Below are 13,210 nucleotides of genomic sequence, written 5' to 3'. Positions count from 1 at the left end.
AATTAATCAACACCCCTTGCTTAATGAAAATCATTTTCAGCATGCATTTTTGAGCTTGGCCCCGCTTTTGCCGGCTCCGCCATGAAAGCCCGGGCAAAGGGTGGTAATATCGATTTCCTTCTAAAAATGAAACAACTGATTGATATGGCAGCCCGAACCCTGAAAATTGCCACTCGCAAGAGCCCGCTGGCCCTGTGGCAGGCCAACTTTGTCAAAGACCGGCTCGAAGCCCTGCACCCGCAGTTGCAGGTCGAACTGGTGCCCATGAGCACTCAGGGTGACAAGATCCTCGATACCCCGCTGGCCAAAGTGGGCGGCAAGGGATTGTTCGTCAAGGAGCTGGAGACCGCCATGCTGGAAGGGCGGGCCGATATCGCCGTTCACTCCATGAAAGATGTGCCGGTGGAGTTCCCCGAGGGGCTCGGCCTGCACACCATCTGCGAGCGGGAAGATCCCCGCGATGCCTTCGTCTCCAATCGTTTCAAGGCCATTGCCGAACTGCCGCAAGGGGCCGTGGTCGGCACCTCCAGCCTGCGCCGCCAGTGCCAGCTGCGCGCTGCGCGCCCGGATCTGGTGATCCGCGACCTGCGTGGCAACGTCAACACCCGCCTCGCCAAGCTGGATGCCGGTGAGTACGACGCCATCATCCTCGCCGCCGCCGGTCTGAAACGACTGGAGATGGCGCACCGCATCACCGCCTTTATCGAGCCGGAGCAGAGTCTGCCCGCCAACGGTCAGGGGGCTGTCGGCATCGAATGCCGCCTCGACGACGTTGAGCTGCACGCTCTGCTGGCGCCGTTGGAGCACGCCGAGACCCGCGCCCGGGTGCTGACCGAGCGCGCCATGAACCGCGCCCTGCAAGGGGGATGTCAGGTCCCCATCGGTGCCTACGCACTGGTCGACGGCGAGCAGATCTGGCTGCGCGGTCTGGTGGGTAGCCCGGATGGCAGTCAGGTTATCCGTGACGAGATCCGCGGCCCGCTGGCCGATGGTGAGGCGCTCGGCGAGCAACTGGCCCAGCGTCTGCTGGCCGCCGGTGCCGACGAGATCCTGGCCGAGGTCTACCGCGCATGACACCGCTGGTGGTGCGTCCGGCCGCCCAAGCCGCCGAGCTGGTGCAGTTGCTGCGCCAGCACGGTCATGCACCACTCTGCTGCCCGCTGCTGGAAACCGTGGCGGGCAGTGAACTCCCCCGCTTGCCCAACCTGTTGCACAGCGCCGATATCGTTATCGCGGTCAGCATCCATGCCGTTCATTTTGCACACGATTTTCTGTTGCAAACTGGTCAGACCTGGCCACATATTGAGTACTTTGCGGTGGGTCAGGCCAGCGCAGATGCGTTTGCCGCTATCGGCATCACAGCAAGCTGCCCGGATGACCCGCGCAGCGAAGGGCTGCTGGCCCTGCCCGCCCTGCAGCAGGTAGCAGGCAAACGGGTACTGATCCTGCGCGGTAATGGCGGGCGGGATCTCATCGCCAGCACGCTGGCCTCACGCGGTGCTCTGGTGCACTATTGTGCGGCCTATGAACGCCACTACCCCGAGCTAGACGGGGAGACATTGACCCGCCACTGGCAGGCAGCGGGGCTGGACAGCCTGCTCATTACCAGTGGTGAACTGCTGCAACGGCTGCTGGAGCTGGTTCCCGACCACCAGCGGCCCTGGCTTTTTGACCGCCTGCTGGTGGTCCCCAGCCCGCGAGTGGCCGAGATGGCCCACTCCGCGGGCTTTATCCATATCACGATTGCCCAAGGTGCATCCAACCAGGCCCTGACGGCCGCACTGGAACTGAGGAAGATGGAATGACAGAACAACAAGAATCCCAGGTAAAACCCCAGCCGACCGCTGCGGTCAATTGCAGCAAGAGCCGCTCCGGTGCCGTACTGGGAGGGGTCGCCATCCTGCTGGCCCTTGGCCTGACCGGCGGTCTCTATCTGCACGGTCACAAGAATGCTGTGGCCCAGCAAGCCGAACTGGCCCAGCTCAAGCAGCAGCTGGCGAGCGCCCTGAGCAAGATCGACCAGACCAGCAGCAAGGATGCCGAGCAGCTGGCCGCGCTGGATCAAACCCAGCAGCGGCTGCAAGGGGAGATGCAGGGTCTGCAGAACCGGGTACTGGATCTCAACGATAAACGCCCCAACGACTGGATGCTGGCCGAATCCGAGTATCTGGTTCGGATGGCGGGTCGCAAACTGTGGCTGGAGCATGACCTCGTCTCCGCCATCACATTGCTCGGCAATGCCGACGAGCGGATCGCCGCCCTCAACGACCCCAGCCTGATGCCGATCCGCAAGGCGCTGGCCGAGGATATCGCCAAGCTCAAGGGGATGCCGCGCATCGACCGCGAGGGGCTGACCCTCAAGCTGGCCGCGCTCTCAGATCAGATCGAGCTGCTGCCCCTCTCCACCGTCAGCATGCCGGAAGCCAAGGCCGAGCCGGATCAGGCGGTCAGCGCCAATCCCGACGAGTGGGAGAGCAACCTGAAGAAGAACTGGGTCAAGTTCACCGAGAACTTCGTCACCATCCGTCGCCGCGATGGCGCGGTCGAGGCGCTGCTCTCGCCGCAGCAGGAGATCTTCCTGCGTGAAAACCTCAAAACCAAGCTGTTGCAGGCCCAGCTCTCCGTCTATCGCGAGCAGCAGGCGCTCTACGAAGACAGCCTGGACAAGGCCCAGCGCTGGCTGACCCAGTATTTCGACACCGACAACAGCGCCACCCGCTACATGCAGGGCGAGATCGACAAGCTCAAGGGTGAGCAGATCCAGATCGACTATCCGGCCCAGTTCAAGACCCAGGCGATGCTGGAGCAGGTGCTGACCGAACGCCTGCAACGCATTCTGGCCAGCAGCTGAGGAGGGCACCATGATCCGTATAATCATTCTGGTTGCCGTGATGGTCGCAGGGCTGATCTTTGGCCCGCAAGCCTCCGGTAACAAGGGCTATGTGCTGATTGCCCTTGGCAATTACACCATCGAATCCTCCGTCACCAGCGCGGTGATCCTGGCCGTGCTGTTCTACGGAGCCCTGCTGATCGTCGAATGGCTGCTGGGTCGGGTATTCGGCCTGCGCCGCAAGACCCTCGGCTGGTACGGCTCGCGCCGCCGCCGCAAGGCCAATCAACAGACCGTCGCCGCCACCCTGGCGATGGCCGAAGGGCACTACAGTCAGGCTGAAAAACTGATGATCAAGGGGGCCAGCAACAGCGATACCCCGCTGCTCAACTACCTGAGCGCCGCCAAGGCGGCACAGGCCCGTGGTGACGACGCCCGCCGGGATCAATACCTGCAAAAAGCGCAGGAAGAGAATCCCAAAGCCGAGCTGGCGCTCACCCTGACCCAAACCCAGCTGCAGATCGAGCAGGGCCAGTACGACACGGCGCTGGCGATGCTGGAGTCGGTCTACGCCCTCAACCCGCGCCACCCCATGGTGCTGGATCAGCTGCGTCAGGTGCATCTGGCCCGTCAGGACTGGAGCGCCCTGTGCGACCTGATCCCGGCGCTGCACAAGGTGGGCAAGCTGACCCCGAAACAGGAAGAAGATCTGCTGCAACAAGCCTGGTGTGGTCGCCTGCAACAGGCTGCCGGCAGCCTCGAGACCCTCAAGGCGGTGTGGCAGGATCTGCCGCGCAAACTGCGCCTCGAGCCAGAACTGCTGGCCTGCTACGGCGATCTGCTGCGCCAGCTGGGCGCCGATGGCGAGGCCGCCACCCTGTGGCAGGAGGCGCTGCGCAAACAGCCGATGCCGCAGCTGCTGGCTCGCCTGCCCAAGCTGAAACTCGACAGCTACCAGCCGCTGTTGGCACTGCTGCAAAAACAGCAGGGGCAGCCGGAGGTGGACACCGCACTGGCCCAGCTCTATCTACTGGCCGGTCAGCTGGACGATGCCCAGAAGCTGCTGGAGCAGGAGGTGGAGCGGGCGCCGAGCGCCGCCGCCTACCATGCTCTCGGTCAGGTGATGGACAAGCGCCGCCTTACCAACAAGGCCAACGAGTACTATCGTCAGGCACTGGAGCTGGCGGGGATCTGATCCCCGGCGAACAGAAACGTGAGAGGCCGCATGATGCGGCCTCTTTTTTTATATCTTCGCCCTGCTCTCGTCAGGTGGTGAGCCGCTCCAGCTCGCCGATCAGCCAGATGGCCTCGGCGCGATGGCTGCCGCACACATCCATCATGGGGCGAAAACCGCCACACACCGCCGGCCGCTCCGGTTGACCGAAAATCTTGCAGCCAAGGGCGCTATCGAGCTGGATACAGGGGACGCCAGCCGGTTTGCCATCTGGCATACCGGGAATGGCACTGCTGATACTGGGGGCGATGCAACAGGCAGCGCAGCCGCTACGACACTCCATAGACTCCACTCCTTTGGGATGGTCTGAGCCACCATAGCCGAAGCGGCGGCACAAACGTAGCTGGCGCACAACAAAAAGCCCGACCGCACGGGCGATCGGGCTTCAAACAACACAGCCGGTTCAGCGAGCCATCATCACAGGATGATGTCACGTACCACGCTGTCTTTGCGCTCCAGGTAATGGATCGACTTGATACGACGAATGGTACGGGATTTACCACGGATCAACAGAGTCTCGGTGGTCGCCATCACGCCATCGCTGGTGATGCCATCCAGCAAATCACCCTTGGTGATGCCGGTGGCGGAGAAGATGACGTTGTCATTCTTCGCCATATCTTCCAGCTTGAGCACCTTGTTGACGTCGATGCCCAGCGCTTCGCAGCGGGCAATTTCCTGCTCGCCCAGCGCACGCACTTCCGGGCTGTCGCCCTTGACCCGGTGACGCGGCACCAGACGGGCCTGCATGTCGCCATCCAGCGCGCGGATCACCGCCGCGGAGATCACCCCTTCCGGTGCGCCGCCGATGCCATACAGCATGTCGACTTCGCTGTCCGGTAGACAGGTGAGGATGGAGGCGGCAACGTCACCATCAGGAATGGCGAACACCCGCACGCCCAGACCCTGCATCTCCTTGATCGCCTTGTCATGACGCGGCTTGGCCAGGGTAATGACGGTCAGACGGGAGAGCGGCTTGCCCAGCGCCTTGGCCACGGCCTTGAGGTTCAGCTCGAGAGCCTGATTCAGGTCGATGGCGCCTTTGGCCCTGGGCCCGACGATCAGCTTTTCCATGTACATGTCAGGCGCTTTCAGGAAGGAACCCTTGTCGCCCACCGCCAGCACGGCCAGCGCATTGGCCTGACCCATGGCGGTCATGCGAGTACCCTCGATGGGATCGACCGCGATATCCACCGCGTCGCCGTGTCCGGTACCAACCTTCTCGCCGATATAGAGCATCGGCGCTTCATCAATTTCACCTTCGCCGATCACAATCTCACCATCGATCTCGATCTGGTTGAGAATGTGGCGCATGGCCGCAACGGCCGCCCCATCGGCGATATTCTTGTCACCACGTCCGAGCCACTTGTAGCCAGCCAGTGCAGCCGCTTCCGTCACTCGGGAAAACTCGATTGCCAGTTCACGTCTCATCGCATATCCAACCTATGGAGCTCGAAAACGGGCGGCATTCTACCACAAGGGCAAACCTTTGCGCACAAAAGTAGCTGACAGGCACATAAATGTAGCCAATTCATCCAATTGCAATCCAACTGCCATCGACTCTTCATCCAACTGTCACCCCGCTGTCATGCCTCCTCCCTAGGATGGCCCCGTCTTCAAAACAAAAGCTTGCAACACAAGGGATTAAGATGAAAAAGCTGACTGTAGTGGCACTGGCGCTGACTGCCGCCTTCCAGGCTCAAGCCGTTGAAGTGTATAAAAACGACACCTCTTTGCTGGATCTCTATGGCCGCATCTATGCAGGTCAATTCTTCGGTGACAAGAAAGAAAACGTCAGTACTACCAATCCGAATGGCACCAAGGATTACAGTTCCAAGCAGGGTGCCAACCAGTTTGTCCGCTTCGGCGCCAAAGCCGAAACCCAGATCCAGAGCGGTTTGAAAGCGCTGGCCCAGTATGAAGTGCAGATGTATATCAACGACAGCGAGAAGACCATCAGCGAGAACTCCGACAACCTGCGCACCCGCCTGGCCTTTGCCGGTGTGGGCGCAGACTGGGGTAGCGTCACCTTCGGCCGTCAGAAAGGTGCCCCGGGTTTCCTGGCGGACTGGACTGATGTCTCCCTCTCCGACGGCTACGGCAACGAAGCGCTGGGAGCCAAGACCGACACCTTCGCCACTAACCGTGCCGGTTCCGTACTGAAATACTCCGGCCTGTTCAATGGCTTCCAGCTCGACACCAGCTACAAGTTCGACGGTGGTGACACCGAAGAGACTACCAGCAAGGATAGCGACGCGGCCTACGGCGCCGCCGTGGCCTACACCTTCCCGTTCAACCTGTCGCTGGGTACCGCCTACAACGTGGGTATCCGCGACAAGAGCGGTGAAGAAGATGCCAAGCTGTGGCTGATCTCTGCCAAGTTCGACAATAAGGCCGCCTACGCCGCCCTGAGCTATGCCGATGGCAGCGACTTCCTGGCGACCGGTACCGATCACACCGGTTGGGAAGCCGCGCTGGGCTACAACTTCGAGAACGGCTTCGGCCTGATGGCTCTGTGGAACAAGCAGGAGCAGGACAAGGCTGGCGTCAAGAAGGACAACGTGGACTACTACACCCTGGGCGCCCAGTACAAATTCAACAAGAACCTGCGGGTGATTGGCGAATACCGCATCAACAATCTGGACAGCGTTGCAGGCAAGGCGACTGCCAACCAGGATGACTTCCAGCTGGCTGCCCGTTACGACTTCTAATCGAGGTGTCGCGGATACCAAAAGCGCGATGGCTTGCCATCGCGCTTTTGCGTCGCCGTTACTCAGAAACCACAAACTGACCTAGGCTCAACAGTAAATGTATCGCTGGAGAGATGATCATGGTCAGGCTGCTTCTCGTCCTGCTGTTGCTGCTGGCTCTTCCCGCTCACGCCCTCAATATCGCCATGGTGCTGTGGCGTGGCGAAACCGCCGCCGAGGCGGGCTTTCGGGCCGAGCTGACCCGACTTGGCTACCAGACCACCATCACCATCTACAATGCCGATCAGGATCGCACTGCGCTGGCGACCATGCTGCGTCAGCAGATGCTGCCGAAACTGGCGGAGTACGACTACATCTACACCTTCGGTACCACGGCCACCACCATGGCAAAGAGTCTGATAGCCAATCGAAAACCCATGATCTTCAACGTGGTTTCAGATCCTGTAGGGGCAGGCTTTCTCTCTGAGGACAAAACTCAGAACAGCATGGTCGCCGGAGTAAGCAACATGGTACCCATGGCGCTGCAACTGGCCAATGCCAGCAAGTACCTTCCATCGAATAAACGGCTGTTGCTCCCATTCAATCCGCGGGAGCAGAACACCCTGCTGGTGGCCGACATGCTGATCAACGCGGCCAAAGGTTACCAGTGGCAAGTCGCAACCTGGCGCATTGCACCAGATCCAAAGCGACTGGAGACCGAGTTGAAGCGACTGCAACAGGATGCCAAAAACGACATCGTCTTTCTGGCCGCAGACAGCTATCTGCTCTCCATCGCCCCCCGCCTGCTGAATGTACTCAACGAAGCTGCCATTCCTACCATCTGTAGTGCCGAGCTGTTCGTAGAGCACGGCTGTAGCGTTGGCACTATCAGCAGCTACGAGGCGCTGGGCAAGATGGCCGCCGGGATCATCCATCGCCATCAGCAGGGAACAGAGTTGCAGGATATTCCGCTGCAGACCGACCCCCATCCCAAACTGGTGTTGGGGCAACTGGGTAACGCCACCACGCAGGAGGCGAGCCCCGAAAAGCCGAAGCCTTGATAAAGATCTTGGCCCATCAGGCTCCGGGCGGGTATGCTGTTGACCCCCATCGCCCGAGAGCCCTTTCCCATGAGCACCACCGTCTTTTTTGCCGTTCTGCTGGCAGCCCTGCTTCACGCCAGCTGGAATGCGCTGGTCAAAATTGGCGAAGAGCGGCTGGTGGGCGTGTCACTGGTGGCGATCTTCTCAGGGCTTATCGCCGCCGTCGCACTGCTGCCCATGGGGCTTCCCTCTGCTGCCGAGCTGCCCTGGCTCGGCCTCTCAGTCCTGCTCCATACCGGTTACTGCCTGTTTCTCAGCCATGCCTACAATCAGGGCGATTTTGGCCAGATCTATCCGCTGGCCCGTGGCAGTGCTCCGCTGCTCGCCATGGTGTTAAGTGCCATGTTGCTGGGGGACTACCCCGGTTACGGCGGCATCATCGGCGCCTGCGTGCTGATCATGGGAGTCTTGCTGATGGCCTGGCGAGGTGGGCAGCAACGCCTTGACAGCAAAGCGGTTCGGGCGGCACTGATCACAGCCATGTTCACGGCGATCTATACCCTCTCGGATGGGGCCGGCGCCCGCGCAGGGGGTGAGCCGGTACGCTACACACTCTGGCTCTTTGCCTGTACTGGGCTGGCGATGCTGTTGGTGCTGATCGTCCACCAGAGGCGCAACGCATGGCGCCAGATCCGTCGCCATGCGATGGCGGGAATTGCAGGAGGAGCCATGTCACTGCTCGCCTACGGGATTGTTATCTGGGCCATGACCCAAGCTCCCATTGGCGTAGTCGCGGCTCTGCGCGAAAGCAGTGTGCTGTTTGCCATGCTGCTCTCGGTCTGGCTGCTGAAAGAGCCGCCCGGGCGCATGCGGCTGACGGCGGCGGCCATTATCACTGGCGGCGTGCTGCTGACCCGGCTGGGAGGATAAGCGCTGTCGCCATTGGTGCGAATTTATCAGGCAGGATGGCGTAATTCACTCCGCCAAATATGCCGAATACGAATAATGGAAATAAGTCTCGAACCTGGCGTAAATGTTTACATCCGCAACGTATCAATTAACTGGCAGGCCTGTTTATTTCAACCACAGCTTCATTCGGGAAACTTACCTGCCCAGCAGCATTAATGATAAAATCGTTCACAGTTAATTTTCGGCAACGCTGACCAATACCGCGCATGGCACAGACCATGCCGCTCCACCCATACATTCATTGACCGCCTGACGGGTAAGCCAGCCCGGTCAGAGATGACCCGATCGCGCCCGCCACAGCAGGATGGCATGGCGCTACCGCGTTATTAATGGGTCCGGTTTCGTCTGTTTAATTTTTGATTATTTTAAATCCAGCACCATCAGGGAGTTTTTAATATGTCGGCAAAAAAGCTGAAGTTGGGCGCTTTTATATTGATGATATTAACATCGGTATTTGGCGTCACTAATATCGGGATCGGTTTTTACCGAATGGGATATGCCGCCATTCCGATGTTCGTCATTGGCGGTCTGTTTTTCTTCATCCCGTTCATTTTGATGATGATTGAGTTTGGTACCGGCTTTCGCAAAGAGGCGGGCGGTATCTTTACCTGGATGCGCCACTCGGTCTCGACCCGATTCGCCTTTATCGGCCTGACTATGTGGTTCGCCTCCTACGTCATCTGGATGTTTGGCAAAGCGCTCTCCATGTGGGTGCCCCTCTCCTTCATGCTGTTTGGCCGCGACATCACCGTCATCCCGGTCACCCTGGGCACTGAGATCGACTTCGGCCCCTTTATTCTGGGGGTCGTTGCCATCGCATTGGTTGCCACCGTCACCAAGCTCATCACTCTGGGTAGCGCCCGCTTCGCCAAGGTGGCGGCCATCGGCGGTCTCTCCGTGGTGGCACTCAACGTGTTGCTGCTGGTCGGTGGCGTCTTCACCTTCGCGGTGAGCGGCATGACCCTGCAGGAGCCCTTCACCCAGGCATCGCTGACGGCTTCTCCCAATGCCGCTTTCAACGACATCATCCCCTTCCTCGGCTTTATGGTGTTCGCCATCTTCGCCTACGGCGGGGTCGAGGCGATGGCCGGGGTGGCTGACGAGCTGGAAGATCCGGAGCGCGACCTCAAGCGCGGCATCTTCCTCTCCGGCGCCTTCATCGTGCTCTGCTACATCATCGGCTTTCTGGCGGTCGGCTCCATCATGCGATGGAGCGACTTCCCGGCCGAGGGGATCACCTCACTCTCCGCCCTCTTCATCATCATGCTGGAGCTGGGGCGCCATCTCGGTGGCGAGTGGCTGGGACAGGTATTCATGCGCTTTGCCGGATTGGGCATGTTCCTGAGCTATCTGGGTGCCTTTATCGCCCTCTCCTACGCGCCACTGCGCCAGTTCATCACCGGCACCCCGAGCTACTTCTGGCCGGAGCGTTTACAACGCGAGAACGAGAATGGCGTGCGGATTGAAGCCCTCAAGGTGCAAGCCTGGGTGGTCTGTCTGTTCATTGCCGCCAAGTCCATTTTTACCCTGATCAACCCGGAAGGGGCCGCCGCCCTCTATGAGCTGATCATCACCATGACCAACGTCGGCATGACCCTGCCCTACATGTTCCTCATCTACGCCTGGTATCGCTATCGCAACAACCCGGCGCTGGGCAAGGACCTGATCTTCTTCAAGAGCGCGGGCTCGGTACTGCTTGCCACCATAATCAGCCTGATCCTGGTCGCCTTCGGCAACGTCTTTACCGTGGTCGCCCCCTTTATCTCCGGCGATATCTCCACCGGCGTCTGGACCATCATTGGCCCGCTGCTGTTCGTGGTGATCGCCATGCGCTTCAAGATCAAGCAGGAAGATGCCCACTAAACGGTAGCAATGCTCCATGCCAATCGGGACTGTTCTGGTCCCGATTTTTTTAGCGCCTGCTTCCGCTCGCCATCACAACCAGCCCATAGTTTCAATGCAAAAGAAGACTCCATGGAGACCATTTTTACGCTCTCCTCGTCGTCAGAGCGCGCTCAACGCCGTAAATTATCAATATCAAGGTGAGAATGATTGTGAAGCGCCAGTTCACGACATATAACTTAGCGAGATGTCCCTGTATTTCGTCCGGTAGAGCTGATCATGATGATGCGTTCCCTCCTTCCTCTGTTGCTTGGCGCAGTAATGTTGCCGGCCACTATGGACAGTGCCCATGCCAATCCCTTTTCCGCCAGCAGCAAGAGCGGCAGCGGCTTTCTCGAGCGACGGGATGTGCCCAACCTCAGCTCGGCCGCTTTCGTGGTGGCCAACCACAGAACCGGCGAGGTGATCTCCGAGCGCAACGGCAACCGGGTAATGCCCATCGCCTCCCTCACCAAGCTGATGACGGCGCTGGTAGTGCTGGATGCCAACCTGCGCCTCAATGAAATGCTCACCGTGACCAATGCCGACATCGACCGCATCAAGGGAACCGGATCGCGCCTAGCCATTGGCTCGAAGCTCAGCCGCGCCGAAATGCTCCATATCGCCCTGATGTCCTCTGAAAACCGCGCAGCCTCGGCGCTGGCCCGCCACTATCCCGGCGGCCAGCGTGCCTTTGTCGAGGCGATGAACGCCAAAGCCCGCATGCTGGGGATGTGGAATACCCACTACGCCGACAGCACCGGGCTCAACCCGCGCAATGTCTCCACCGCGCAGGATCTGGCCAAGCTCGCCGCAGCAGCAGCCTCCTATCCGCTGATCCGCCAGTACTCCACCGACGAGCAGAGCTATGTGCGTACCAACAAGCGCCAGCTGCACTACCTCAACTCCAACCGGCTGATCCGCGAGGGGCAGTGGGAGTTCACCCTCTCCAAGACCGGCTATATCCGCGAAGCGGGCCGCTGTCTGGTGCTGGGCACCAAGGTCAATCACGAACCGGTGATCATGGTGCTGCTCAATGCCGAGACCACCAACGATCGGGTCGCCGATGCCAAACGGATCAAAACCTGGCTGGAGAGCTCGGGCAGAACCACCCTTGCCGCCAACCAGAGCAGCATGCTGACTCACCAGTAAGCTCGAGATCCCCAACCAAGCGAGGTGCCAGCCTCGCTTTTTTTATCTGCATGAGTGCGCCCAAAAAACGGGAGCTTGCTCCCGTTACAGGTAACACCTTCCGCCATCCCGTTACAAAACGTAACTACTCAACAGTGTGATTCACACTAATAGAATCAATTGGTTGTAACCTAGCAGTAAGAATTTTAGCGTGCCATCACAACCCCTGTAACGACGAGCCACCATGCGTATTTCCAGTATCGAGTGCGGGCGGGTACTGGCCATTCTGGCCGTGATGACCATTCACGTCTCCCCCTTCGCCAATCCGTTTAATCCCGCCCTGTGGGGAAGTGGATCCTGGCTCTGGCTGAGCGGCACCATCAACCAGTTATGCCGCTTTGCCGTGCCGCTGTTTTTCCTCTGTGCCGGTTACTTTCTGCAGCCGAGACTGAGCCGCGAAGCGCCGCTGACCGTTGCCTGGCGCTACTGCCACCCCTTGCTGCTGCTCTGGCTGGTATGGAGTCTGGTCTACCTGCTGGTGCCGTTCAATCCGCTGGATGCCGTGCAGCAAGGCTATCTGGCCTCCCTGCGCGGGCAGTGGCAATTCCAGCTCGGCGACCCCCTCAATGGCTGGCTGGTGGGCGGCATGATCCACCTCTGGTTCCTGCCAGCACTGATCATGGCGGTGACCCTGCTGGCACTCTGCTACCGGCTTGGCAGACCAGCGCTCGCTCTCTGGCTGGGTCTTGGCCTTTACCTGCTGGCGCTGCTGGGGGGCTCCTATGCCAAGCCGCTGCTGGGCGCCGAGTGGCCACTGCTCACCCGTAACGGCCCCTTCTTCTCCCTGCTGTTTGTGGCGCTTGGTGCCCTGCTGCGCCAGCGTCAGTGGCAACCGGATGCCCGCACCGGCTGGCAACTGCTGCTGGCTGGGGTGACGCTCTATGGCTGTGAAGCCTGGGCGCTGCAGCACTTTGCCGCAGTGCCGCTCACCCGCCACGACTTCCTGCTCGGCTCCCTTCCCTGGGCTATCGGCCTGTTTGGCCTGCTGCTGGCCAACCCCGAGTGGGGCAAGGGCAGCTGGCTTGAGCGCCAGGCCCCCAAAGTGCTCGGGATCTACTGCCTGCACATGATGCTGGTAGTCTGGCTCTTCGTGTTTGGCCCGCAGGGCGCATCCATCCTGTGGGAGATCGCCAAGGTGCCGCTGCTGCTGGGAGCGTCTCTGCTGGCCTATCGCCTGCTGGCGGCCCAGCCCCTCACCCGCCTACTGCTGCGTACTCGCTGAGTCCGGTATCCAGCCCGTCCTATCGGGCCGGATACCTCTTCACGTTTAGCCCCTTTCTCTTCCGCTACGCCCTTTTTGCTCTCGCTTCATTACCGCAGTTTGCTGCAATGGTTCTACTTTTCAGCCGCGCTTCCCCAACCGTAAAACCTGCCC

General features: G+C 60.2%; 12 protein-coding genes. 10 read left to right on the top strand and 2 right to left on the bottom strand.

The window, feature by feature from the left end; translation table 11 throughout:
- Positions 1-144 precede the first annotated feature (144 nt).
- The 4 genes from hemC to G5149_RS07970 are packed head-to-tail and all read left to right on the top strand — an operon-like array spanning position 145 to position 4,025.
- Positions 145-1,074 carry a hydroxymethylbilane synthase gene (gene hemC / locus G5149_RS07985; RefSeq protein ID WP_139495464.1) on the top strand — a complete coding sequence of 310 codons (930 nt, stop codon included), beginning with the start codon at positions 145-147 and terminating at the stop codon, positions 1,072-1,074.
- Positions 1,071-1,805 carry a uroporphyrinogen-III synthase gene (locus G5149_RS07980; RefSeq protein ID WP_421212210.1) on the top strand — a complete coding sequence of 245 codons (735 nt, stop codon included), beginning with the start codon at positions 1,071-1,073 and terminating at the stop codon, positions 1,803-1,805. The genes hemC and G5149_RS07980 overlap by 4 nt, the downstream gene beginning before the upstream one ends.
- Positions 1,802-2,851 (top strand): uroporphyrinogen-III C-methyltransferase, encoded by a 1,050-nt coding sequence (locus G5149_RS07975; RefSeq protein ID WP_421212209.1) that lies wholly within the window; start codon positions 1,802-1,804, stop codon positions 2,849-2,851. The genes G5149_RS07980 and G5149_RS07975 overlap by 4 nt, the downstream gene beginning before the upstream one ends.
- Positions 2,852-2,861: 10 nt before the next feature.
- Complete coding sequence (locus tag G5149_RS07970) at positions 2,862-4,025, top strand: heme biosynthesis HemY N-terminal domain-containing protein (RefSeq protein ID WP_005342817.1); 1,164 nt, start codon at positions 2,862-2,864, stop codon at positions 4,023-4,025.
- A gap of 70 nt (positions 4,026-4,095) precedes the next feature.
- On the opposite strand, the gene G5149_RS07965 is transcribed toward G5149_RS07970, so the two are convergent.
- A complete protein-coding gene (locus G5149_RS07965; RefSeq protein ID WP_005336384.1) occupies positions 4,096-4,347 on the bottom strand; it encodes a YkgJ family cysteine cluster protein in 252 nt (83 codons plus the stop codon).
- A 134-nt stretch (positions 4,348-4,481) separates the two neighbouring features.
- The gene (gene glpX / locus G5149_RS07960) at positions 4,482-5,492 is read right to left on the bottom strand and encodes a class II fructose-bisphosphatase (protein ID WP_124241483.1); all 1,011 of its coding nucleotides are present in this window, start codon (positions 5,490-5,492) and stop codon (positions 4,482-4,484) included.
- A gap of 218 nt (positions 5,493-5,710) precedes the next feature.
- Here glpX and G5149_RS07955 point away from each other — a divergent pair, with 218 nt between their 5' ends.
- The 6 genes from G5149_RS07955 (at position 5,711) to G5149_RS07930 (ending at position 13,057) form a co-directional block, all read left to right on the top strand.
- Positions 5,711-6,772, top strand: coding sequence for a porin (locus G5149_RS07955; protein WP_421212208.1), 1,062 nt, complete (start codon positions 5,711-5,713; stop codon positions 6,770-6,772).
- Between the two features lie 119 nt (positions 6,773-6,891).
- Positions 6,892-7,812 (top strand): ABC transporter substrate-binding protein, encoded by a 921-nt coding sequence (locus G5149_RS07950; protein ID WP_421212207.1) that lies wholly within the window; start codon positions 6,892-6,894, stop codon positions 7,810-7,812.
- 33 nt (positions 7,813-7,845) lie between these two features.
- On the top strand, positions 7,846-8,724 hold the full coding sequence (locus G5149_RS07945) for a DMT family transporter (protein ID WP_421212206.1): 879 nt from the start codon (positions 7,846-7,848) through the stop codon (positions 8,722-8,724).
- Between the two features lie 435 nt (positions 8,725-9,159).
- A complete protein-coding gene (yjeM, locus tag G5149_RS07940; protein ID WP_421212205.1) occupies positions 9,160-10,626 on the top strand; it encodes a glutamate/gamma-aminobutyrate family transporter YjeM in 1,467 nt (488 codons plus the stop codon).
- Between the two features lie 258 nt (positions 10,627-10,884).
- On the top strand, positions 10,885-11,796 hold the full coding sequence (gene pbpG / locus G5149_RS07935; protein ID WP_421212204.1) for a D-alanyl-D-alanine endopeptidase: 912 nt from the start codon (positions 10,885-10,887) through the stop codon (positions 11,794-11,796).
- 223 nt (positions 11,797-12,019) lie between these two features.
- The gene (locus G5149_RS07930; protein ID WP_421212203.1) at positions 12,020-13,057 is read left to right on the top strand and encodes an acyltransferase; all 1,038 of its coding nucleotides are present in this window, start codon (positions 12,020-12,022) and stop codon (positions 13,055-13,057) included.
- The last annotated feature ends 153 nt before the right edge of the window (positions 13,058-13,210 follow it).

This window comes from Aeromonas sp. 600479, from assembly GCF_049175515.1.
GTDB classification, from domain to species: Bacteria; Pseudomonadota; Gammaproteobacteria; order Enterobacterales; family Aeromonadaceae; genus Aeromonas; species Aeromonas veronii_A.
Note: the sequence above shows the minus strand (reverse complement) of the source record. Positions and strands in the feature narration are given on the sequence as shown.